Here is a 24,700-nt window from a genome sequence, read left to right as displayed (position 1 = left end):
CTTATCTTTAGTGGAGTTTATTTAGATATGATAACATTTATGATATTAATTACATCTTACAATTAAAACAACCTTTTATCTGGTGCAAATTATGAATTATTTAAATGTAAAGAATATTTGCACAATATACACTCTCTGTATCTCGCCAATTTAACATAATTTACAACGTATGAATAAATGGGGGTATAAAATAGCTTTCCTTAAATCAACGCTATCCTAAAACACAGCTAAAATTAAAAATCATTTCAAGAATGAGAGGAGAATATACTATGGATTACAATAACAAAGAATTTTGGATAATGTTAGATGGATTAGTAAATAGTTCTAAAATAGTGATAGACAGACCAACAGGTTCAAGACATCCTAAATATCCTGATATGTTATATGAAGTTGATTATGGATATTTAAAAAATACAAAGTCTATGGATGGTGGTTGAATTGACATATGGCAAGGAAGAGATCAAAAATAGGAGATTGATTCAATTATATGTATTGTAGATTTGGTAAAGAAAGATTCTGGAATTAAAATATTAATTGGTTGTAATAATAACGAAAAAGAAATAATATATAGATTTCATAATAATTCAGAATTTATGAAGGGAATTTTATATCGAGGTTAAAAGAATAATCTATTTGAACGCTTATTGAATTATATTCTTAAAATATTAATTCGGGAAAGTAAGAATTGGCTCCCAAAAAATTGATATGTTATCAAAGTTATTTTAAAACATATCCTAAAAAAGTGACCTCCAGTTTTTATACTAGAGGCTATCTTTTTACTATAATATATCTATATATTCTGCAATACATAACAACCATGTGACTTATAATAAATATGTACTCAATTGTCATTTTTTCTATATAATTTTACCTTTTCTTCGTATTTAACTTTTAGAATGGCAAAAGACTGGCAAAATAAAAAACACTAAGCATAAAACCTAGTGTTTTCAATGGTACGAGTAAGTCTATAAGCCGAGTTCTGTATTTGACCATACCTATATTTTATTGTATAAATAAATGAAAATAAATATATTATAAACATATCTATATCAATATTTTATAGCTTTTTTGAATCAAATTCATATAACACTGTATCTATATTTATAAAAACGTATTTTATTGCATACGGTGGCAAAATGGTGGCAAACTATATCTCTGCCACCGTAAGTATAATTAAACATTTTAGTTCATTATTATAAATAAACTTTAAAAGCAAAAATAAGTACTATCAACGGTTTAAAATACATATTTAATTTATACTAGTAAGCTAATAATGTCAAAAGGGAACTATTAGGTACAATTCCTAATAGTCCTTTTTATTTGTCCTTTAATTAGTCCTTTTATTAATCCTATAATTAGTCCTTTGGCATAGGACTAATAAAATACCTCCAAAGCCTTTAAACAACTATTGTCCGAGTAAATTTATTGCTGACGATAATATATACTATATTACTTTCTTTAAACCTTCTAAACTATAATCTATTCTTTCTATCTTATATCCTACTTTTTCTCTCTTTGCTTTTCTTATTCTTTCCTTCTCTACTACAAGTACAATAGGAAATGTGCCATATGCCTTTTGCACTTCTCCAGTTTCAAACAGCTTTTGGTATTTGTTATCTTTAGTCTTATTGTTTATATCTATCTCAACTAATAATATCTTAGCTACACTCTTATGTTTAACTACCATCATCGCGTCAGCTCTTTTATTTAGTATTTTAAATTCTTTTTCGAAATGTACGATTTCTACTTCTAAAGAGCGAAATTCTGCATATATATTTAGTAGCAATACAGTGTGTGAGGAAGGTTTTTTATGGGTATAATAGACATTCTTTTGGGTCAGGAAGTCTTTATCTACCTTTAAAAGACCTTCTTCTTTTAGTTTTTTTAATCTTCTTTTGGCTGTATCATAGCCGTACTTAGTTCTAAAGAATATTTTATTTGCCTGTTCTATAGTTATTCCTCCAAACTCGTCAATAAACTCTAATATGTCACTATCATGTCTAGGCTTCATTTTAGGAGTACACTCAAGTCAATTACTCCATCATTCTTAATTTCTTTCTTAGGAATAACTTTAGTAGGTTTAGGCTTTTTCTCTGATTTATAGATAATAGAATTTTGTATAGCTCCCATAATCAACTTGTGATCTATATAAGGTATCTTAACAATTTCTTCTCCTAGTGTTCTTATTATAACTTCCCTTTCTTTCAGCTTAGTAGCAGCCGCATTACCTAAGATAATAATACTTGTTTCCTTATCTTGTAGTTTAAAACTTATCCTAGTACATAATTGTCCTTTTATCTCAGGAGGTATTGAGGATGATGTAGGTTTCTGCAAACTTGTTAATATAAACACTCCTACACTCCGTCCAACTAAGACTATATTTCTAATTAAGCCTAATATTTCTTTTTTTATAGCTTTTTCTTCTTTACTGTCAGCACCACTAGGGTTATAAAAGGCAAATTCCTCTAATACTGCATACACATATTTTAATTGTCTGTATTTAAATGTTTTATTCCAATCTTCTATATTGTATATACCTTTTCCGATATAATCTTCTATTTTCGTATCTCTTTCTTTACAAATTTTATCTAAGTATAATAGTGTTTCTCTTACTTCTTCTAAAGTTTTGGATACTCTTCTTACCTGTTTACAATCTTTAAATACTGTTAAATCTCCCTTTCTAATCTGCATAAGATATATGTCTATATTACTATGCTGGGTTATTAGGTTAGTTAGAATTAAAAGCATTAGCCTTGACTTGCCCGTTCCAGTATCTCCGCCAACTAAAGTGTGCGGGAATCTATTTAAGTTAACCTTAATCTCCTGTCCTTGTCGATTATATCCGCAAAATATCTCGTATTCCTTTGTTTTAACCACTTCATAATGTTTATTAGGGTATTCGTTACGTATTAGGTCTAATTGTATTAATCCATTGTTTAGTCGCTTTAAGACTACATCTTTAGCTTTAAAATATGTGGTTATATAATCCTTTTTCTTTTCTAGTTCCTCAAAGCTCATAACGCCACTTACATCTAAAATAAGTCTATCTCCGTAGGATAACCTTAAATACTGTTTTAATATAGATGTATGATTTAATTTATTTGTAAACCCACTTTCTTTTGCGTACATAGCATTTAGTAAGTTTTTATATTTATAGAAATCTTTGTTTTTGATTCTGTATCCTGCATAACTTATTAGACTTAATGCTCCTAGCTCAACAAACACTATTTACCACCTCTTTTGCGGTTTTTTACGGTATAGAACTCTGCTATTTTAGCACCTAAGACAGATAGAAATACAAACCCGCCTACTGGTATTCCTTCTATTGTTGTAGCATCAAATACGGCTTTAAAATAATTAAGAACTATATTATCTAACCAAAACATTCTCCTTCTCCTTTTCTAAATGCTTTAAATAAAATTCAATTGCATCTTTCACGAAGTCCGACCTTTCTTCAAAACTCTTTACGGTTGTAAATAATCGCATATCGCGTGTTGTTTGCTTAAAGCTTATACCGATTGTTGGCAATCCTTACACCCTCTTTAATCAATTCTTTATTACATCTTATGCAAGGTTTTATAAAAAGTTTCCTAATTAGTAAATAAAGTTTTATATTTTATATATAAAATTTACTGTTTAGTATATAAAGCACATAAAAAATAAGCCTACATTTCTGTAGGCTCGCCTTTTTCATAATAAACTATCTCACTAATATCTATATTTAATTTATTCGCTATTTGAAACAATGTATTTAAACTAGGTTGTTCCATATTATTTTCATACCTATTGTATTTAGACTTATTTATATTTAAGAACTCCGCAAAGTCCTTCTGCTTTTTGTATCCTTTAGAAAGTCGTATTTCTAACAGTCTATTCTTCACCCCATTCTATCACGCCCCATAATTACAGTATATGTAAATATTCTTTAAAGTGTTTAAAATTCCTTTAAAAAGTCCTGGAATCAACCAGATATATAAATTGCTTTAAATTATATTACTGCATATCTACTTCCAAATTAAATTGCGAGAATATATCTTTGTATTTTTTGGCAACTTGCTCCTCACTCATTTTACTAACCTTAGGATCCTGCATAAGTTTTTTAAATTCTTCCTCATCTTTTATCCAAGTATAAGCGATGTTTATTTTATCAGCTTTTATATCTTTCTTTATAATAATACCAAATTTATACTCACCACTACTTTTTGATTGAAATTGGTCATCATCTTCACTAAATTTAATATTTTTATTTAATTCATAACCATCTTGTAAACTTGCAGCTATAAAATAAGGGTCTATCTTTACAGATTTATCTGTGTTATTTTCCACATTTAAATTGACAGCTATATTTTTATAGTCACTTGCTTTAACTATGTCACTTCCTATAGCGAAATATTCTCCTTTTTCCTCTGCATAATTATCAGCAGTTCTATCTCCAATTACGGGTTCAATTTTTGCATTAGCAGTTAACGTCAATCCATCTATCGTTTGAGTATTAGACTTCTTCTGAATTTCTTCTTTCTCTTCTTTCTTAATTTCAGCCCCAGTAGCTTTAGAAGGATCAGCATTTTTAACTTCACCTTTACTGCAACCTATTAAATTAATTGCTAATATTAAGATGGGAATCATAATTAAATACTTTCTTTTCATATAAAACACTCCTTTATAATATAGTACAACCTAATTATAGCAACTTATGTTACAATTTGTAAAGTTTAGGATTATTATCTTAAATTTATGGGCAAGGTCATAATGAGTTATAAACTTAAAAAAGTCTTATATAAGAATTAATGTTTACATAGGAATAGCACCAATAATGATATTAATTTTATTTATAAAATAAAAAATAAGGTAGCTCCTAAGTTTTACCCTAGAAACTACCTTCCACTACAACACTTCTATATAATCTGCGCACACATAACCACCATGTGATCCATAATAAATGTGTATCCAATCATTCTCTTTTCTATATAATCTTACTTTTTCTCCATGATTTAAAACACCTAGTATTTTACTATTAGTGGATTTACTCTGTCTTACATTTAAACCGTCTTTGGCAGTTACTATGCCAATTTTACCATCTAAATCAATCCAATCACTTGTAGGTGGTTTAGGTTGTGGGCTAGATATAACCTGTCCCATAATTCCCTCAGCTATAGCTTTACCTATTATGTCTGCACCTACTTTTTTATATAGCTCTACATCTACACTATCTATAAAGAATAGCTCTATTAACATTGCTTTAGCCTTTGTATTTCTTATTACATATAAATTACTGCCATCCTTAATTCCTCTATTATTAAATCCCAAGGCTGCTATGTTATTTAAAGTTTTCTGCGCTTCTGAGAAAACATCTTTATTATAGGTATATATTTCTGTACCTTGTCCTCCACCAGCATTTACATGTATGCATATAAATCAAAGTGAAGGCAAATTAAGATTAAGTATTCACATCCGATGTACTACACTAATAAGATAACTAAAACTTTAAAAAAAGCTAATATAAATAAAAAAATTAGATTCCATGATTTAAGACATACAAACGCTACCATTTTAATTTCAGAAGGTGTAGATTTTAAAACAGTTCAAAATAGACTTGGTCACAAAGATATAAATACTACTTTAAATGTATATAGTCATGTTAATAAGGAAATGCAAAAAAAGGCAACTGAAAAAATAAAAAATATTTTGGGTGGCAAAACGGTGGCAAAATAAAAAACACTAAGTCATAAACCTAGTGTTTTCAATGGTACGAGTAAACCTATAAGCCGAGTTCTGTATTTGACAATCATCTATCTAGGCCCATTGTTACCAATGGACTCAAGCGACACACCCGAAGGCGGGACGGGCAATCCCATTTACCTTCCTATTCGGTCTTGCTCCAGGTGGGGTTTACATAGCCGTACAGTCGCCAGTACGCTGGTGAGCTCTTACCTCGCCTTTCCACCCTTACCTAAGTAAACTTAGGCGGTATCTCTCTGTTGCACTTTCCTTAGAGTTGCCTCCACTGGGGGTTACCCAGCACCCTGCCCTATGGAGCTCGGACTTTCCTCTCCTGAATAAATCAGCAGCGATTGTCTGGCTTACTCGCAAAATATATGTTATCATAGTTTACTCATAAATGCAAATATTTTTTTTCCTATAATTAAAACTTATATAAATTTATAGGGATCTTGCATTTTTTCTGATATGTATACTTTGTTATTAAAGTTATTTTCTCTAAGTAATTTTTCGAAAATTTTTCCAAAATCTATCATTGGTGGCCATTCTGTAGCAAAATGCCCAGCATCTATGATAGCTACATCTTCCTCTTTTATATCACTTACATAATGATATGTAGTATCCCCTGTTATAATACAATCTGCACCTTTAGCTTTACTTATAGCAAAGAAATCTTCTCCACTACCATTTACTACTGCAATAGTACTGACTTCTTTATCCTCTTCACCTACATATCTTATAAAAGGCGTATTGAAGCTAATTTTAACTTTTTCACATAAATCTTTTAACTTAACTGGTGTTTCTAATTTTATTAATCTTCCTATTCCATTTTTCCCATTGTTATACTCTGGCACTAACGTATTTTCTATAATAGCAAACTTATCATATCCCAGCATCCTTGTAGCTATATCACTAATTCCATCTTCAACAGAGTCTAAATTTGTGTGGCTTGAATATACATTTATATCATTTTTAATTAATTTAATTATTTTCTTACCTAAAAGATTATCTGTAGTTATTGTTTTAGGCTTTAAAAATAATATTGGATGATGAGTTAATATAAAATTACAATTTTTCTGTATTGCTTCTTCGATTACCTCTAATGTAGCATCTAGTGCAACTAATATAGAAGTTACTTCTGCATTACTATCTCCTAGCATTAGTCCTACATTATCATAGTCTTCCTTCAATTTGCTTGGAGCATAGCCTTCCATTATTCTTATAACATCTTTTACTTTTAAAGACATTGTAAAAACTCCTTTAGCTTTATAATTATTTTCTCTAATTGTTCTTTTCTTTTTATAGCACTTTCAGTTTCTTGATTTAAGCCACTGTAAATCTTAGTATATTTATCTAACTTAAATACTAAATATTCCTTCATCACAGGATGTTTCTTCTTTATAAGAGTTTCACTAACTTCATAGTGTATAGGTTGTGCTTCTTTAATTTTATTATCATATTTAACCTTAAAAATTTCATAAAATTTATCTTCTTCTTTTACTAGTTCTTCATCTATTATTTTGTATCCACTTTTATAAATATATTCCCTTAACACCTCTGGATTTTGAACAGGCTGAAGTATAGCATAATCAAGATTTTTAAAAACTTCTTTGCTTTCTTCAATTATATCTCTAATTAAGTTTCCTCCCATACCTGCTATTATGGCTGCATCCACTTCCTTAGTTTTTACAGTAGTGAGCCCTCCACCTAATCTACAACTTATCTTATCCTGCAAATTATAATCACTGACATTTTTTTTTGCCTTTTCTACAGGACCACTATTAATGTCAGAAGCTATAGCTTTTTCTATAATATTATTCTTAATAAGATAAATTGGTATATAGGCATGGTCTGTTCCCACATCTACAATGGTGTTAACATCTTTTATCATTTCACCTACGGTTTTTAATCTATCACTTAAGTTCATTTCCGTCACCCTTTACACTGCTATTAATAACATTCTTATTTGCATATATAAAAATACTGATGCTACCGCTAAGGCTATATATAAATATCTATAGGCTGTTTTTTTATCATATTTAGCACAAAAATAAGAGGCATAATACATACAAAACAGCAATCCCATATTTAATCCTCCATAAGTCATTTGTGTAAAAGTAAATTGCTTAGGTGTGCCCATGACTACTGGTCTCAGCTTGGCATCAAAAGTTATTGGCATTACATCCGGCAATCTTTGAGTTACATATAAAAATAATGGATTTATAGTAAGTATTATAATAACAATGCTGGTTAAAAATAATGGTAATTTATACTTTATATTTTTATATAACTTATTTACCTTATTAAACTTTGTTTCCCAATCCATTAAGTAAATACCATTCTTATTTAATAAACCTTCTACTGCAGACACATCTTCTGGAGAAATTGCAATGTTACAATCCTGCGTTTTTAAATATATAACATTTTTATTATTAGTCACAAACATTCTTGTAGTACCAACTTTTTTAACTACAGTTCTACCTAATGCAAAAGTATTTGTTGCAATCCCTGATAATTTTACACCTTTAATTTTACCACTTAATTTTGTATATCCTTCTATATCTTTTAATGGGATTTCTATCTTCTTTAATCCATTTAGACCATTAATTATTAATTTGTCTTCATATAGTTCATATTTTAATGATAGCCATAAAAATATATAATAAAAGTAATATAAATTACAAGCTACAATCATTAATCTTAGTAAATTTATAACTACATAAGAGTGCATATTATTTATCAAAATTACAAGCAAAACATTGTACAACAATGCTAGTAGCAATATTGAGATTACTTCTTTATCTTTTTTAGAAGTAAATACCGTCATTTTATCACCTTCTTTGCTCAAATTATACCATAAAATCCATAGATGGTAAATTTAATTATATTTTAACTTTATGTATAATAGTGTTAAAAAAAGAACACCAAGATGGTGCTCTAATCTAGATAATCTTTTAATTTCTTACTTCTACTTGGATGCCTTAACTTTCTTAAAGCTTTAGCTTCTATTTGTCTTATTCTTTCTCTTGTTACATTAAATTCTTTACCAACCTCTTCTAAGGTTCTAGCTCTTCCATCATCCAATCCAAACCTTAATCTTAAAACCTTTTCTTCCCTTGGAGTTAATGTACGTAATTGACTTATTAGTTGTTCTTTGAGCATAGTAAAGGCAGCTGCTTCTGCTGGCGCTGGAGCATCATCATCTGGAATAAAATCTCCTAAATGACTATCTTCCTCTTCCCCTATCGGAGTTTCAAGTGATACTGGTTCTTGAGCAATTTTCATAATCTCACGAACTTTATCTACTGACATATCCATTTGCTTTGCAATTTCTTCCGGTAATGGTTCTCTACCTAATTCCTGTAGTAATTGTCTAGAAACTCTTATAAGTTTATTAATAGTTTCAACCATGTGTACTGGTATTCTTATAGTTCTAGCCTGATCAGCAATAGCTCTAGTTATTGCCTGTCTAATCCACCATGTAGCATAAGTACTGAACTTATAACCTTTTCTATAATCAAACTTTTCAACAGCTTTAATAAGACCTAAATTACCCTCTTGAATCAAATCAAGAAATAACATTCCTCTTCCCACATATCTTTTAGCAATACTTACAACCAGTCTTAAGTTAGCTTCTGCTAATTTCTTTTTCGCATAAGCATCGCCTTCTTCAATTCTCTTTGCAAGTTCTATTTCTTCTTCTGATGATAATAGCGGTACTTTACCTATTTCTTTTAAATACATTCTTACTGGGTCATCTATAGTAATACCTTCTGGTATAGATATATCTATTTCTTCTTCCTCTTCTTGAAGATCTCCCACAACATCTATTTCCATTGATTCTAATACTTCATATATTTTTTCAATTTGCTCTGGGCTTAAATCTATTTCATCAAGTTCATCTATTATTTCTTTATACGTTAATGAACCCTTCTTTTTACCTTTTTCAATCAGTTTTTTAACTACAGTTATTTTTGTATTTTTATCTTTCATTACATTACCTCCCTTCATCAACTTATATGTTTTTTAATGCCTTTTGTATATCAATTAACTCTTGTGTACACTTTAAAGACTTCTCTACAAGGCCTTTAGATTCATACTGTTTAATTTTATTCATAACTTCTTTTTCCGACTCCTCTAACCTATATTTTTTAATCATCTTGATACAATCATGAATCATTTTATCAAGGTCATACTTATCTCCACTTATTTCATATTCCATCAAGTTAATAAATTGTTTTGTAGTTTCACTATCATTACAGTTATTCTCGATATGTTTTAATTTATCTTCATAGGATAAATCATTAAATTTTAAAATTAAATCATAAAGTGTTTTATGACTGTAAGATACAAAACCGCAATCCTTTAATTCATAAGATATAAAATTAAATTTATCAGTATCCGTTAACATAAACTTAAGTAATATTCTTTCAGCCTTAATATGAGCTGGCTCTATATATAGATTTTGCCCATAATTATGCTGTATATTATCATTTTTTTCATTTTGTTTGATTTTTTGGTTAAATTCGTCACTTAATAACTCTTCTTTTACTTTAAGTTTCTCTGCAACTTGTTTTATATATATATTTTTTTCAAAATCACTTAAGTCTTTTATTATTTCTAATACTTTATTTTTATACCTTATTATCATTTCATTATCTGTAAAATTTATGCCTTCTTCTACTTTTTTGATTTTGTAATCAACAAGTGGCATAGCTTCATTTATTAATGCCTGAAAGGCTTCTTTGCCGTAAGTCTTTATGAACTCATCTGGATCCTTTCCACTTGGAACTGATAAAACCCTAACATCAAATCCAGATTTTTTTAGTATGTCTAGTCCTCTTAAAGTAGCCTTTTGACCTGCTAAATCCGCATCATAGGAAATTATTGCCTTGTCTGCATATCTTTTTAATAACTTTGCTTGTTGCTCCGTTAAAGCAGTCCCCAAAGTTGCCACAACGTTAGTTATACCTTGTTGATGAAGTGCAATACAGTCCATATATCCTTCAACAATAACAACTGTTCTATTCATATTTTGTTTTATAGCAAAATTTAAACCATACAAGTTGGTTCCTTTTAAAAATAAAGGTGTTTCTGGTGAATTTAAATATTTAGGCTTTGAGTCATCTAAAACTCTGCCTCCAAAACCAATAACTGCACCCTTATAATCAAAAACTGGAAAAATAACTCTATTCCTAAAACGGTCATAGTAGTTGCTCTTTTTACTTTTAATAATTAGTCCTAGATCTGACATCTCCTTATCACTATAACCTTTTCCCCTTAAATAGTCTCCGAGTGCGTGCCATTCATCTAATGCAAATCCAAGTCCAAATTTTGTCATAGTTCTTTCATCCATAGACCTATTCTTTAGGTACTGGAAAGCTTTTTTATTTTTTCTTAAATTTGCATAGAAGTATTTAGCTGCATCTACATTTAACTTTTTCATTTTTTCAAACTTATCTTTTTTAGCTTTATTTAAATTGCTTTTTTCCTCTACCTCAATACCAACCTTTTCAGCCAGAGCTTTAACTGCTTCAGGAAAACTCTTATTTTCAACTTTCATAATAAAACTAAATACATTTCCTGCTTCTCCGCAACCAAAACATTTATATATTTGTTTATCCTGAGAAACAGTGAATGATGGAGTTTTTTCACTATGAAAAGGACAATTTCCTATGAAATTTCGTCCTGATTTTTTGAGTCTTACTTTTTCTGATATTACATCAATAATATCTGTTTGTTCTTTTACTTTTTGTATGACTTCTTCTGAAATCACTAAATTATATCCCACCTTTTAATTTTACACTTTTGTCATTTTCGACAAAAAAGTATAAAATCCTTCTTTTTTCTTATAAGTTTTTATAAAATAAACTTTTTTACTTTTTATATATTCTTTGTAAATTAGATTTTTCCTTCAAAAATGCAAATTTTTGTAGTTTTATAATGTCTTAGTAAAATTATAAATTATATATAAATGCTTTGTTTGGGCACATATAAATCATTAAAAAGCTGTAAACAATACTCATCGCTCATGCCTGAAATATAATCTGCAACACCCTGTTCAAGTCCTTCATTATCCGCAATGGTCTTATAAAAATATGGCAGTTTTTCTGGATGTTTGTAAAAATATGAATATACATGCTTTAAAACAAATTTTGCTTTTTCTCTCTCTACTTTTAAAATATTTCCTTTATATATATTTTTAAACATAAAATTCCTAAGTTCACTTAAAGATTCTTGTACTTTATTTGACAATGCAACTTGAATATTATTATTTTTAATGTTTTCCAAAGTATTATAAATACAGTCATTGACCAAGCTTTCAATTCTATTGCTATGATTTTTTCCTAAAACTTCTATAACTTCTCTTGGCAAGTCACTTTCACGGAGAATTCCTGCTCTTATAGAATCATCTATATCATGATTCACATAGGCAATTTTGTCACTATATTTTACTACTTGTCCTTCCAAAGTACAAGCCCCTTTTGATTGGGAAGAAAATCCACTATGATTCAATATTCCATCTATAACCTCATAAGTTAAATTTAGCCCTTTCCCTAACTTTTCAATTTTTGTTAAAACTCTAACACTATTTTCATTATGTTTAAACCCTTGAGGTAATAATTCATTTAAAACCTCCTCGCCATTATGCGCAAAAGCAACATGGCCTATATCATGTCCTAGTGCAATAGCTTCTATTAAATCTTCATTAAGTCCTATACCTTTTCCTATAGTTCTAGCGATTTGACTAACTTCTAAAGTATGAGTAAGCCTAGTTCTATAGTGATCATTCCAAGTTTTAATATACACCTGAGTCTTTAATTTTAATCTTCTAAAAGATTTGCAATGTATTATTCTGTCTCTATCCACCATATAATCGGTTCTCATTTCATCTTTATTTTCCTTAATTACTCTTCCTTTAGAGTTAATTGATAATGCTGCATAAGGATTTAGAATAAGCTCTTCATTTTTTTCTATTCTTTCTCTTATGTTCATCCATCACTCCTCCTAATAATTTAATATATAGCTATTTAGTTTTCTAATTGCACCTATTCAATTCACAGTTCAACATTCGCAATCCGTAAAGTATTTATCCTTATAAAATTTATAATTAATGATTGTTAATGAATAATTGTGAGCTTTCTATTTCAGATTGTTTATTGATTAAAGTTATAAATCAAACTATCAAATTAAGCAGTTATATTGAGCTATACATTAAATTTTAATGTATTATATATATATATTCTCCTTTAAATACCAATGATATTCAAAAGGTGAAAATCTGTTTACTCATTTTAAATTATAATCTTTTTAGGTTTCTAAACTTGACTATTTTACACACTCATATTTAGAAACCTAATTATAAACTACCATGAAAACTTTATATAATTTTAGACTTCATAACATAACTTTTATATTATAACAGTTTAAATTTAACGAATTTTTAAACTGTAAGTGTCTATAGAATATTCGCCTCTTTAAATGTAAAACCCTTTATTTATGTATTTAAACTTTTTTATAAGTATTTTTAATATTGATGTATATTAATGTTTTTTCCTTAATATCCTTATAATGTAATGTTTAAAGGAGAGTGTTATGATGACTACTGCAACAATTTATAAAAATAATATAGAATTATTGTCTGAAAATAATGTAAAGAAACATGTTTTGCCTCATTATAATTTGAATAATGCTATAGTGGAACAGGTAAAATTAAAGAATACTGACAAGCAAAGAGCTGTTTATATGATAGAGAATGGTGAAGATAGATATTGTCTAAAAAAAGTTTACTATCCTGTTGAAGAACTCCTTTTTGTGTATTCAGCTATAGAATGGTTATATCGTCATAACATAAATGTTCCTAGAATATTATCAACTATAAATCACGGCAGATATGTTGTTTACGAAAATATGTTATTTATATTAACTCCTTGGGTAAATGGTGATAAATGCGACTTTGACTCAGTTTATGAAATATTATTAGCTTCTTCAAATCTTGGTAAAGTTCATGACATTAGTAAAAATTTTGAACCTATATTAGGTAGTAAGAATAAGATTGGATGTAGCAGTCTTTATAATTCTATAAATAAACACTTTAATAATTTGCTTATGTATTCTAACCTAGCATATAAATATCATGATAACTACTCTAAGATTTATCTTAAGAACTTCGATACTAACATAAAACTTGCTAAAATATCTCATAGCATAGCAATTACAATTAAAGAAGAGGATTTAACAACTTCACTTTGCCATAACGATTATGTTAGTAAAAATCTTATAGTTGATGAAGATGATAATTTATGGCTTATAGATTTTGACAAATGCAAAATTGATTACTGTGCTCTAGATATCTCCTATTGCCTAAGAAGACTTTTAAGAAAAGAAAAAAATAGATGGGGTTTAGATTTAACCATAAGTTTTTTAAATACTTATGAAAAACATAATCCTTTAAATCTTGAGGACTATAAATATATTTTAGCTTATTTAAGCTTTCCACAAAAATATTGGAAAATATCTAGAGATTACTATGCTAACATTTCAAAATGTAATAGAAAAGCTTTTGTATCCATGCTAAAAAAATCTAATATATATATGGAAGACCAATTAAATTTTTCCTTTGGTTTTAAATGTTATATTGAAAAAAAATTCAATACAAAACTTTAATCAATAAAGAATTGAAAACGGACAATTGACAATTATGGTGGAAATTAGTTTGATTAAAACTAATTTCTTTAATAGATTTTTTTGTTAGGAACATAATTGCTAATCCTTTATAAGAAATTGCTACGTCACTTCAAAAAAAGAAATCAATTGAAAGCTTTTCTTACAAAAGAGAAATATCAATAATTCTCTTTTGTCAACTGTCAATAGTCAATTTATTAAAACACCTTCAGCTTTTTAATACAATAAATTAATATACTTCTACTTTTAGTATGATATACATATATATTATACCTTATTTGTGAAAACATTAATTGAGACTTAGTTTTATTCAATTTAAAAAGCGTGGTTTTTACCACGCTTTTTAATATTATTTTCTTGGATTTTTAATTTGTGCTTGAGCTGCTGCAAGTCTTGCTACTGGTACTCTAAATGGTGAACAAGATACATAATTTAATCCTATATCATGGCAGAATTCTACTGAAGATGGATCTCCACCGTGTTCTCCACATATACCAACTTTTAAATCATTTCTTGTTTTTCTTCCAAGTTCAGTAGCCATTTTAACAAGCTTACCTACACCAGTTTGATCTAGTTTTTGGAATGGATCAAATTCATATATTTTCTTATCGTAGTAATGTTTTAAGAAATTTCCAGCGTCATCTCTTGAGAATCCAAATGTCATTTGAGTTAAATCATTTGTTCCAAATGAGAAGAATTCAGCTTCTTTTGCAATTTCATCTGCTGTAAGTGTAGCTCTTGGAATTTCTATCATTGTACCTACTAAGTACTTAAGCTCTATTCCACTTTCTTCTATTATTTCATCTGCTGTTTTAACAACTATGTCTTTAATATATTTTAATTCTTTAACTTCTCCAACAAGTGGAATCATTATTTCTGGTATTATATTATGACCTTTTCTCTTCTTAACATCTATAGCCGCTTCTATTACAGCTCTAGTTTGCATTTCTGCAATTTCTGGATAAGATACAGCAAGTCTACATCCCCTATGTCCCATCATTGGATTAAACTCATGTAATGAATCAATTGTACTCTTTAATTCTTCATAAGTTATTCCTAAGTCTTTTGCTAGTTCTTCTATATCCTCACGGTCTGATGGTAAAAACTCATGTAGAGGTGGATCTAAGAATCTTATAGTAGCTGGTCTATCTTCTAATTCTTCATAAATTCCAATAAAATCTTGTCTTTGCATTGGCAATAATTTAGTTAGAGCTTTTCTTCTTTGCTCTTCAGTTTTTGCAACTATCATCTCTCTAACTGCCATTATTCTATCAGCATCGAAGAACATATGCTCTGTTCTACACAATCCTACACCTTGCGCTCCAAACTTAATAGCTTGAGCTGTATCTCTTGGTGTATCTGCATTAGTTCTAACTTTTAACGCTCTAATTTCATCAGCCCATCCCATTAATATTCCAAAATATCCACTAATTTCTGGCTCAACAGTTTTTATTGCTCCAGCATAAACATTACCAGTGCTACCATCTATTGAAATGTAATCACCTTCATGATAAACAACTCCTGAAGCTTCAAAAGTTTTTGCTTCTTCATTAACCTTTAAATCTCCACATCCAGCAACACAGCAAGTTCCCATGCCCCTAGCAACAACTGCAGCATGAGAAGTCATTCCTCCTCTTACTGTTAATATACCTTCAGCAGCAATCATACCTTCTATATCCTCTGGTGAAGTTTCAAGTCTTACAAGGACAACTTTTTCTCCTCTATCTTCATGAGCTTCTTTTGCATCTTCAGCAGTAAAATAAACTTTACCACAAGCTGCTCCTGGAGATGCTGGTAATCCTTTAGCTATAACATTAGCTTTTTTAAGTTCTACACTATCAAAATTTGGGTGTAATAGTGTGTCTAGTTGTTTTGGCTCAACTTTTAAAACAGCTTCTTCTTTAGTAAGCATTCCTTCTTCTTCTAAATCAACAGCTATTTTTAAAGCAGCTTGAGCTGTTCTCTTACCATTTCTTGTTTGTAAGAAATAAAGTTTTCCTTCTTCTATAGTAAATTCTAAATCTTGCATGTCTCTATAATGGTTTTCTAATTTGTTTGCAATCTCTAAAAATTGATTATATATTTCTGGCATGTCTTCATGCAATTTTGATATAGGATGAGGAGTTCTAATACCAGCAACAACATCTTCTCCTTGAGCATTCATTAAATACTCAGCAAATATTTTCTTTTCTCCTGTTGCAGGATTTCTAGTAAATCCAACTCCTGTTCCTGATGTTTCACCTTTATTTCCAAATACCATTTCTTGTACGTTAACAGCTGTTCCCCAATTTGATGGAATATCATTAAGTCTTCTATAAACTATAGCTCTTGGGTTATTCCAAGATCTAAATACTGCAGTAATAGATTCTATTAGTTGAACTTTCGGATTGGAAGGAAAATCTTCTCCTTTTTCCTTTTTATAGAATTCTTTAAATCTCTTAACTAATTCTTTTAGGTCCTCTGCATCTAACTCAGTGTCAAGTTTAACACCTTTTGCTTCTTTGATTTCATCCATAATATCTTCAAAATGTTTCTTTTCAATTTCCATAACAACATCTGAAAACATTTGAATGAATCTTCTATATGAATCATATGCAAATCTAGGATTTTCAGTTTTTTTAGCCATAATTTCCACTGTTTCATCATTTAAACCTAAGTTTAATATTGTATCCATCATGCCTGGCATTGAAGCTCTTGCACCGGATCTAACTGATACTAATAGTGGATTTTCTAAGCTACCAAATTGTTTTCCTGTAAGTTTTTCCAGCTCTCCCATCCTGCTATGTATTTGTTCAACAACTTCTTCTGAGATTACTTCATTATCTTCATAATACTTATTACAAGCTTCTGTTGTAACAGTGAATCCTTGAGGTACTGGAATGCCTATACTAGTCATGTCTGCAAGGTTAGCACCCTTTCCTCCAAGAAGATTTTTCATTGCTGCATTCCCTTCTTTAAAAAGGTATACATACTTTTTAGTTTCCATCTTAACAACCCCTTAAAACAAAATATATAGCTAAATAGGCGGAAAATTAATTATATTTCAAATATTTTTTAATTTCCTCTACCTACCTTCACCCATTTTTACAAAAAGCATAGTTATATTTGTTTTTGAAATTTTCCCAACAATTTTATGAATTTCTTTTCCATTCATAAATTCCTTTCTTACCACCGGTAAGCAATCAACTTCATGTTCTATAATTTTTTTAGCAGCTTGATATGCTGTATCTTCTTCTTCAACTATAATTATATTTGGCATTCTAGTCATAATAATACCAACAGGTACCTTATGTATATCCGCTGTCCCCATTGCTGTTTTTATGAAATCCTTTCTAGATGCTGCACCAACTAAATTTCCATCATTCACTACAAACAATGTGCCTACATCATTTAAGAATAAATCTAAAATAGCATTATAAGTTGTAGTGTCCTCTGTTACAACTACTGGTTTTGACATGACGTCTTTTACCTTGATACTTCTTATATAGTCACTACTAAAGCCTTGTGAGGTCTTTTTTGAGTATATATATCCAACTTTAGGTCTTGCTTCTAATATACCAATCATAGTAAGAATAGATAAGTCTGGTCTTAACGCTGAACGAGTTAATCCTAATTTTCCTGCTAGTGCTTCACTGGTAATTGGTTCATTTTCTTTTACTAATTTTATTATTTCTTCTTGTCTTGGTGAAAATTCTATTGTTTTCGCCCTCTTTCGCTTTAAAATTCTAAAAACTTAATGCTATCTTTAAATTAAACATAAGGTAAGATGAATTAAGATTTTATAAATATTTTATCATAGTAATATACTTAATAAAATATTTTTGCATTTCAATAAATTGCTCTAATTAACTAATAATTTGTCAATTGTTAGTTAATATATTTTACCATATTTTTCGGAAATGTGCAAATTTTCTGAAATAGTCCCTATTTCATTTTATCATTTGTTTTATTATTTGTTTCAGCATTTTAATTGAACGAAATTCTTTTGTGCTACACTTTTCATATTAAGTATAGCACAAAAAAAAGAAGATAGGAAGTCTATCTTCATTAATCATCAAATTTTACTCTATAAGAAAAGTTTGTTTCATGAATATTATTGTCTTTGCCAAAGGATTTATTTATTTTTTCTTTTAAATCCGAAGTAACATCTGTCGCTATATCCCTTGCATCATCCACCACATTTTTCATCATTTTATTTATAACCTCTACTGTTCCGTCAGTTTTTGTTACTTCAATAGTTACTCTACTAATTAATGCTGTTGCAGCCAAAACTGCTAATAATTTAGGATAGATCACTGAAACTGCACCTACAGCTAATGCCCCATTTAAAGGAATATCAAAAACTGTTTTATTATTTTTCTTAATAGTAATTCTTGTAGCATTTCCTTTTTCTATTAAAGATTTAATATACTCAATAATTTCATCTTTATCTAAAAAAGTATAGCTTTCACTTTTCTTTTTCTTTTTTTCTTCTTCAATATAAACTAAAGCCTCTAAAACATCTCCATTACATAATTCTAGTACTCTTTTTGCTTCGCTATAAGTAATGTTAACACGTTCTCTTAGCATATCTATTTTTTCTAAAGTTATTTCACTCATTTTTTATACCTGCCTTCTTTATTATTTTTGGATTTTTTCTTCAATGTAATCAAAATGCTTTAACATTAAAAGGCTTTTTGGCTTTCTTGTATAATTAGCGTTTATAATAGAGCTTAAAATTTTATTTAGCTCCTTTTTCGCCTCTTCATTTATAGTAACTCTCGGAACTTTTTCAAGTTCTATAGAATTTAAAAATTTTAATATATTATAAGCCAATGCAGTAATGTGAATACCATAAGCTTTTTCGCATTCATTACAAACCATACCATAATATTGAAAGGATAAATAATTGGAACTTTTAAGTTTTCTATCACAAATACTACATTGTTCCAAATTTAATCCGTATCCTGTGGCTCTTAGTAATTTTAGTTCAAAAGTTCTAGTTAGTATTTCCAAATCTGCTACACTATTTTTAATAAGATAAAAAGAAGTTACGAAGTCTTTAAATAGCGTACCGTAATTTTCTTCTTCACAGGCAATATCAATAAGTTCATTAAAATAAGATCCATAAATTAATATTTCAAAATCTGTTAGCATCTGTTGAAATGAGTCTATTATCTTTGCTTCATTTAAGGTATATAGATTTCTTCCTTTAAATACTACATATTCTCCATAACAAAAAGGTAAAGTAGAAGACATAAGTTTACTTTTACTTTTTTTTGCCCCTTTTGCTATAACAGATATTTTCCCTAGTTCTTCACTAAAAAGCCAAACTAGTTTATCATTTTCTTTATAATCTTGCGTTTTTATTACTACTGCTCTAGTCTTAATTATGCTCAATTAATCAACTCCAAGCTCTACTTTTTATATCCTAGCTCCTTAAGCATCATTGGGCTATCTCTCCAATCTTTTTTAACCTTAACCCATAGCTTTAGTACTACCTGATTATCAAAGAACTTTTCTATATCCTGTCTTGAATAAGTAGAAATCTTTTTTAACATACTGCCATTTTTACCTATGATAATTCCCTTATGAGAATCTTTTTCACATAACATATTAGCGTCAATATGGTATCTATCTTTCTCATCCTTCTTCATAGAAATAATTTCTACAGCTATACCATGTGGTACTTCTTGAGATAATAGCCTTAATGCTTTTTCTCTTATAATTTCTGTTACAATGAATCTTTCTTGTTGATCTGTTATCATATCTTCTGGATAATATTTAGGCCCCTCTGGAAGATAATTAACTACAAGCTCATTAACCTTATCGACATTCTTGCCATTAATTGCAGAGATAGGTACTACTTCTTCAAATTTAAAATACTCAGCATATCCTGCTATAGTTTTTGCTACTCTTTCATTTGGATTTTCGTCTATTTTATTTACTAATAAGAATACAGGTACATCACATTCTTTAAGCTGCTCTAATATGTGGATATCTCCTTTATTCATTTCTTCACCTGGTGTGGTTATAAATAAAACAACATCTACTTCACCTAAGGCATCTTTAGCTACATTAACCATATATTCTCCCAATTTGTGTCTTGGCTTATGCATTCCTGGTGTATCTACGAATACAATTTGTGAATCTTCTTTTGTCAATATGGTTTGTATATTGTTTCTTGTAGTTTGTGGTCTACTTGAAACTATGGAAAGTTTCTCTCCCATTATATAATTTAGTAATGTTGATTTTCCTACATTGGGTCTTCCTATAATTGTTACAAATCCTGATCTAAACATTATTTCCTCCTCTATTTAAGCAAATCCTCTTTAGTAAATGCTCCTGGTAATATATCCTCTAAGTTTTTCACCACATATTCATCTTCATTTTTAATTATAATTATTTTTAAATCTTTAGAAGCAAATTCAGCTATTACCTGTCTACATATGCCACAAGGAGTTGTAAAGGTGGACATATCACCTACAACTGCTATGACCTTTATTTCTCTGTGACCTTCAGATACAGCCTTAAATATAGCTGTTCTTTCTGCACAATTAGTTGCACCATAAGATGCATTTTCTATATTACATCCTTCATAAACTGAACCATCTTCTGTTATAACTGCTGCTCCTACCTTAAATTTTGAATATGGCACATACGCTTTTTCTCTTGCTTTAATCGCTGTTTTTACTAATTCTTTATATTCCATGGACTACCTCCAAAATAAATAAAAATATTAATCTCCAAATAAATGTACATAAATTATACCACTATATGATATAATTTCAACTTTTTAATAAACTTATCCTAAAAATTGATATAAAAGCAATGTCAAAAAACATCCAAAGGCAGCTCCAAATAATACTTCCAATATGGAGTGTATCTGAGAATCTACTCTACTTTGTGCTACAATAATTGCTAATAAGTACGACAATATCATAATTAATGGTTCATTTGTTAGTAGAGTTATGGTTGTTGCTATAGAAAAGGCTATAGCACTATGTCCACTAGGCATCCCTCCTTTTAACGGTGTACCTTCATCATAAATAGCTTTAACAACCAAAGTTGCAATACTTACAATTACTAACATTAAAAATATCATATGCGGATCAGAATTTCTTATTTTAAAAAGAATATTTATAGTAAAAGGCATTAATCTATCCCAAAATATTATATACCCCACTAATACAGAGTTAAATGCAGTAATTAAAACTGCACCAGCCGCAACATTTTTAGCTATTTTAGCTAATGGATGATAATAGTTAGTAGTAGCGTCTATAGCACATTCTACTGCAGTATTAATCATTTCTGCAACAATAACCATGGTTATTGTTATCGTAGTTATTAAAAGTTCAATTTTAGTTAGGTCATAAAAGAAACATAAGCATAGTACTAAAATAGCTACTATCATATGTATTCTCATATTTCTTTGAGTCCTTATAGTATGTATTATTCCCTCAATTGCATAATTAAAGCTATCTACTAATTTCTTGACTCTCATTTTCAATACCACCTTAAAAATTATGACATGTAGATAAACCCACATGTCAATAAATTGCTTTATTCAATTGACAATAATTATTTACATTTTTGAAGAAAAATTTTTGTATGAAAATTAAAATAATGTATAAGTTAAATTTTCTAAAGTGACTATTCAGTATATTAACCTATTTGTCATTATTTTATTTCAGACGATTAATATTAAACTTATTCAGTATTTCCTCTTCTCTTTTACGCATTAAAACTTTATCTTTTTCCTCCATATGGTCATATCCTAATAAATGCAATATAGAATGTACTACTAGATACATAACTTCTCTTATAAAGGAATGGCCATATTCATCTGCCTGTTCTGCAGCCTTTTCAAGAGATAGTGCCATATCTCCTAATACTAAGTTGCCTTCATTTAAATCACAAAAATCAAATTCGTAGTTTAAATACATTTCCTTAAAGATTTTTCCATCTTCGTAATCAAGCATTGGAAAAGATAATACATCCGTAGCTTTATCTATGTCTCTTTGCTCCTTATTAATTTTTCTAATTTCTTCATTATCTATAAAAATAATACTTATTTCAAAAGGAATGCTAACTTCCTCTTCCTTTAATGTATATTCAATTATGTCTTCTATTTTATTCTCTAGTTCTTCTGTCATTTCAATTTTATCTTGTCTATTATCTAAAAATATCATTTATTACTCCTTCTTTTCTTCTAACTTTAATTTCTCTAGTGGATATTCAATTCTTTCATGATAAATCCCTTTTAATACCTTTAAAAATGATTCTTTAATTTTTTGAAGTTCCTTAAAGGTTAGATCACAATCATTTAATTGATTTTCTGCTAACCTTCCTTTAAATATATTATCCACCATTTGTTCTATTTTTTCTTTTGTAGGATTTGGTATTGATCTTACAGAAGCTTCAACTCCATCTGCTAACATCACAATAGCAGCTTCCTTACTTATTGGTACTGGTCCTTTATATTTATAATCTTCCTCATGTACCTCATCAGTATTTGAACTTTGATTTTTCATAGTTATATAAAAATATTTAACTAGTGAATTCCCATGATGTTGCGCTATAACATCTTGTATAGCAGTAGGTAGTTTATAACTCTTAGCTAACTTTATTCCATCATTAACATGAGAAGTTATAATTAAAGCACTGAGTCTTGGAGAAATTTTGTCATGAGGATTATCTCCACTAAATTGATTTTCCTTAAAATAGTATGGTCTTTCAATTTTACCTACATCATGATAGTAAGCAGATACCCTAGCTAGTACTGCATTCGCTCCAACTGCTTCTGCTGCCATTTCAGCTAAATTTGCCACAAGTACACTGTGGTGATATGTTCCTGGTGCCTCCATAAGTAATCTCTTTAGAAGCGGATGATTTGGATTTGCAAGTTCTAATAATTTAATGTTAGTTACTATGTCAAAAATATTTTCTAAAAATGGTAACATTCCTATAGCTAATATTCCTGAAATAATACTAGACATTGCAGTTATTGTTGCTTTTACTATTATCTCTGATATATGATTGCTTAGCGCATATCCTATAGTTAATGTAAATATAAAATTTAATGCCGCTATATAAATACATGAATATAAAATATCATTTCTCTGCTGCACTTTTTTTAATATAATAGGAGCGGCTACAGAGTTTATAACCGCAATAATAGTTATTTCTACATTGAATCGTACAATGATACTTATTAATATTGCATTTAAAACATTAATTGTCATAGATACCTTATCATCAATTAATATAGACAATAATATAGGTACACATGCAAATGGAATTAAATAAGGTGATATAATATATAAAGTCCTTGCAAGTATTAAAGAAATACAAGTAAGAATATTTATAAGCATTACTTTATTAGACTTTTTATAAATTTCTTTACAATTCCATTTTAGATAATACCACTGTATTAATGTTACAGAAAGCAATAATATAAGTAAACTTATATGAAAATTTAATCTTAAAGACTTGTCTTTATTTAATAACCCTAATTCTTTTAGCACTTCAATTTGAGCCCCTGTTACCGGTTCACCCTCTTTTACAATGATTTGGTCTTTTTTTATTATAACAGGCTTTACTGCCTTTTTAGCTTCCTCTTTTAAATCTTCTGTTTTATCATAGTCAATAAAAAAATTTGGCTTGACTTGCGAATATCCTATGGCCATTCCTAATTCCTTAACATTCTTAGGAAATCTTGAATTGTTAAATTTTGTAGTTATTACTCCTTGTGCCAAAACTATATCCTCGGGCCTATTTTCATGTATAGTTACTTCATCAAAAATTTTATTAGTTGTACTTATTAAAAAAGTTTTTAATTCATCCAGTTGTTTTTCATCTAAAGAAAGTAAAGCGGCGTAATTTTCGTCAGATAAATTAGAAATTTTTGATGATTTTTTTAGCTCTTGAAGCCTTTTTTCTTCCATATTGGCCTTATTAGCTTCCGATACTGTACTCAGAGAATATTGCTTGTTAATTTTAACTACAGTTTCAAATAAATCTTCAATATTTTTCACTGCTACTTTGCTTATGTTTACATCATAGGTATATACATCTTGAATATGTTTTACAGAGTCTTCAATAAGCCTTTCCGTGGAGATCTGATCTTGAATATCTTTAGGTGCTTTTATATCACTCTTAGCTATATCTCCCACTTCTAAGTCATAAGTTTCTGTAATCATTGAAGTGCTAAGTATAAAATAAATTATTAAAGTAGTAACAACAAAGATACCTCTCTGAGACAATTTAGGTAGCTTAACTCTTTTATTCTTCTTAGAATATTTCATTACATCCCAAC

The 24,700-nt window shown here is 29.0% G+C and carries 24 protein-coding genes and 1 other RNA gene; 3 read left to right on the top strand and 22 right to left on the bottom strand.

Features of this window, described 5'->3' with window-relative positions; translation table 11 throughout:
* The first annotated feature begins 269 nt into the window (after positions 1–269).
* Positions 270–437 carry a hypothetical protein gene (locus ACWPW7_RS11360; protein WP_454053584.1) on the top strand — a complete coding sequence of 56 codons (168 nt, stop codon included), beginning with the start codon at positions 270–272 and terminating at the stop codon, positions 435–437.
* 1,007 nt (positions 438–1,444) lie between these two features.
* Here ACWPW7_RS11360 and ACWPW7_RS11355 read toward each other — a convergent pair.
* The 6 genes from ACWPW7_RS11355 to ACWPW7_RS11330 all read right to left on the bottom strand — a co-directional run bounded on the left by ACWPW7_RS11355 (position 1,445) and on the right by ACWPW7_RS11330 (position 5,406).
* Complete coding sequence (locus tag ACWPW7_RS11355; RefSeq protein WP_454053583.1) at positions 1,445–2,011, bottom strand: hypothetical protein; 567 nt, start codon at positions 2,009–2,011, stop codon at positions 1,445–1,447.
* On the bottom strand, positions 2,008–3,225 hold the full coding sequence (locus ACWPW7_RS11350) for an FtsK/SpoIIIE domain-containing protein (RefSeq protein ID WP_454053582.1): 1,218 nt from the start codon (positions 3,223–3,225) through the stop codon (positions 2,008–2,010). The genes ACWPW7_RS11355 and ACWPW7_RS11350 overlap by 4 nt, the downstream gene beginning before the upstream one ends.
* Positions 3,225–3,386, bottom strand: a complete 162-nt coding sequence (locus tag ACWPW7_RS11345; RefSeq protein WP_454053581.1) for a hypothetical protein — start codon at positions 3,384–3,386, stop codon at positions 3,225–3,227. Before ACWPW7_RS11345 ends, ACWPW7_RS11350 begins: the two co-directional genes overlap by 1 nt.
* 279 nt (positions 3,387–3,665) lie before the next feature.
* Positions 3,666–3,881, bottom strand: a complete 216-nt coding sequence (locus tag ACWPW7_RS11340; protein WP_454053580.1) for a helix-turn-helix transcriptional regulator — start codon at positions 3,879–3,881, stop codon at positions 3,666–3,668.
* Positions 3,882–3,993: 112 nt separating this feature from the next.
* Positions 3,994–4,647: a hypothetical protein gene (locus ACWPW7_RS11335; RefSeq protein ID WP_454053579.1), complete on the bottom strand. Its 654-nt coding sequence runs from the start codon at positions 4,645–4,647 to the stop codon at positions 3,994–3,996.
* A gap of 237 nt (positions 4,648–4,884) precedes the next feature.
* A complete protein-coding gene (locus tag ACWPW7_RS11330; RefSeq protein ID WP_454055501.1) occupies positions 4,885–5,406 on the bottom strand; it encodes an SH3 domain-containing protein in 522 nt (173 codons plus the stop codon).
* A 48-nt stretch (positions 5,407–5,454) separates the two neighbouring features.
* On the opposite strand from ACWPW7_RS11330, the gene ACWPW7_RS11325 reads away from it, so the two are divergent.
* Positions 5,455–5,712, top strand: coding sequence for a tyrosine-type recombinase/integrase (locus tag ACWPW7_RS11325; protein WP_454053578.1), 258 nt, complete (start codon positions 5,455–5,457; stop codon positions 5,710–5,712).
* 33 nt (positions 5,713–5,745) lie between these two features.
* Here the strand turns inward: ACWPW7_RS11325 and rnpB are convergent.
* The 7 genes from rnpB to ACWPW7_RS11290 all read right to left on the bottom strand — a co-directional run bounded on the left by rnpB (position 5,746) and on the right by ACWPW7_RS11290 (position 12,714).
* An RNA gene (gene rnpB, locus ACWPW7_RS11320) (RNase P RNA component class A) lies at positions 5,746–6,087 on the bottom strand.
* Between the two features lie 62 nt (positions 6,088–6,149).
* A complete protein-coding gene (locus ACWPW7_RS11315; protein WP_454053577.1) occupies positions 6,150–6,965 on the bottom strand; it encodes a Nif3-like dinuclear metal center hexameric protein in 816 nt (271 codons plus the stop codon).
* Positions 6,956–7,645, bottom strand: coding sequence for a tRNA (adenine(22)-N(1))-methyltransferase (locus ACWPW7_RS11310; protein WP_454053576.1), 690 nt, complete (start codon positions 7,643–7,645; stop codon positions 6,956–6,958). Before ACWPW7_RS11310 ends, ACWPW7_RS11315 begins: the two co-directional genes overlap by 10 nt.
* 12 nt (positions 7,646–7,657) lie before the next feature.
* Complete coding sequence (locus tag ACWPW7_RS11305) at positions 7,658–8,545, bottom strand: PH domain-containing protein (RefSeq protein WP_291560498.1); 888 nt, start codon at positions 8,543–8,545, stop codon at positions 7,658–7,660.
* Positions 8,546–8,655: 110 nt separating this feature from the next.
* Positions 8,656–9,729, bottom strand: a complete 1,074-nt coding sequence (gene rpoD / locus ACWPW7_RS11300; protein ID WP_414632362.1) for an RNA polymerase sigma factor RpoD — start codon at positions 9,727–9,729, stop codon at positions 8,656–8,658.
* A 4-nt stretch (positions 9,730–9,733) separates the two neighbouring features.
* Positions 9,734–11,494 (bottom strand): DNA primase, encoded by a 1,761-nt coding sequence (dnaG, locus tag ACWPW7_RS11295; RefSeq protein WP_454053575.1) that lies wholly within the window; start codon positions 11,492–11,494, stop codon positions 9,734–9,736.
* A gap of 188 nt (positions 11,495–11,682) precedes the next feature.
* Positions 11,683–12,714 (bottom strand): deoxyguanosinetriphosphate triphosphohydrolase, encoded by a 1,032-nt coding sequence (locus ACWPW7_RS11290; RefSeq protein ID WP_454053574.1) that lies wholly within the window; start codon positions 12,712–12,714, stop codon positions 11,683–11,685.
* 600 nt (positions 12,715–13,314) lie between these two features.
* Here ACWPW7_RS11290 and ACWPW7_RS11285 point away from each other — a divergent pair.
* Positions 13,315–14,385 carry a CotS family spore coat protein gene (locus tag ACWPW7_RS11285; RefSeq protein WP_454053573.1) on the top strand — a complete coding sequence of 357 codons (1,071 nt, stop codon included), beginning with the start codon at positions 13,315–13,317 and terminating at the stop codon, positions 14,383–14,385.
* A gap of 367 nt (positions 14,386–14,752) precedes the next feature.
* On the opposite strand, the gene ppdK is transcribed toward ACWPW7_RS11285, so the two are convergent.
* The 9 genes from ppdK to ACWPW7_RS11240 form a co-directional block, all read right to left on the bottom strand.
* A complete protein-coding gene (gene ppdK, locus ACWPW7_RS11280; protein ID WP_454053572.1) occupies positions 14,753–17,389 on the bottom strand; it encodes a pyruvate, phosphate dikinase in 2,637 nt (878 codons plus the stop codon).
* 78 nt (positions 17,390–17,467) lie between these two features.
* Positions 17,468–18,100, bottom strand: coding sequence for a helix-turn-helix transcriptional regulator (locus ACWPW7_RS11275; RefSeq protein WP_291560604.1), 633 nt, complete (start codon positions 18,098–18,100; stop codon positions 17,468–17,470).
* A 350-nt stretch (positions 18,101–18,450) separates the two neighbouring features.
* Positions 18,451–19,002, bottom strand: a complete 552-nt coding sequence (locus ACWPW7_RS11270; protein ID WP_454053571.1) for a DUF4342 domain-containing protein — start codon at positions 19,000–19,002, stop codon at positions 18,451–18,453.
* A 21-nt stretch (positions 19,003–19,023) separates the two neighbouring features.
* Positions 19,024–19,782 carry a DNA repair protein RecO gene (recO, locus tag ACWPW7_RS11265; protein ID WP_454053570.1) on the bottom strand — a complete coding sequence of 253 codons (759 nt, stop codon included), beginning with the start codon at positions 19,780–19,782 and terminating at the stop codon, positions 19,024–19,026.
* A 17-nt stretch (positions 19,783–19,799) separates the two neighbouring features.
* Positions 19,800–20,684, bottom strand: coding sequence for a GTPase Era (gene era, locus ACWPW7_RS11260; protein ID WP_454053569.1), 885 nt, complete (start codon positions 20,682–20,684; stop codon positions 19,800–19,802).
* 11 nt (positions 20,685–20,695) lie between these two features.
* On the bottom strand, positions 20,696–21,094 hold the full coding sequence (locus ACWPW7_RS11255) for a cytidine deaminase (RefSeq protein WP_039632124.1): 399 nt from the start codon (positions 21,092–21,094) through the stop codon (positions 20,696–20,698).
* 93 nt (positions 21,095–21,187) lie between these two features.
* On the bottom strand, positions 21,188–21,886 hold the full coding sequence (locus ACWPW7_RS11250; RefSeq protein ID WP_454053568.1) for a diacylglycerol kinase: 699 nt from the start codon (positions 21,884–21,886) through the stop codon (positions 21,188–21,190).
* Positions 21,887–22,067: 181 nt separating this feature from the next.
* Complete coding sequence (gene ybeY, locus ACWPW7_RS11245; RefSeq protein ID WP_291560478.1) at positions 22,068–22,574, bottom strand: rRNA maturation RNase YbeY; 507 nt, start codon at positions 22,572–22,574, stop codon at positions 22,068–22,070.
* Positions 22,575–22,577: 3 nt separating this feature from the next.
* Positions 22,578–24,689 (bottom strand): HD family phosphohydrolase, encoded by a 2,112-nt coding sequence (locus ACWPW7_RS11240; RefSeq protein ID WP_454053567.1) that lies wholly within the window; start codon positions 24,687–24,689, stop codon positions 22,578–22,580.
* Between the last annotated feature and the right edge of the window lie 11 nt (positions 24,690–24,700).

It is taken from the genome of Clostridium sp. Marseille-Q7071 (genome assembly GCF_965112025.1).
This window is presented reverse-complemented; position numbering and strand designations above follow the sequence as displayed.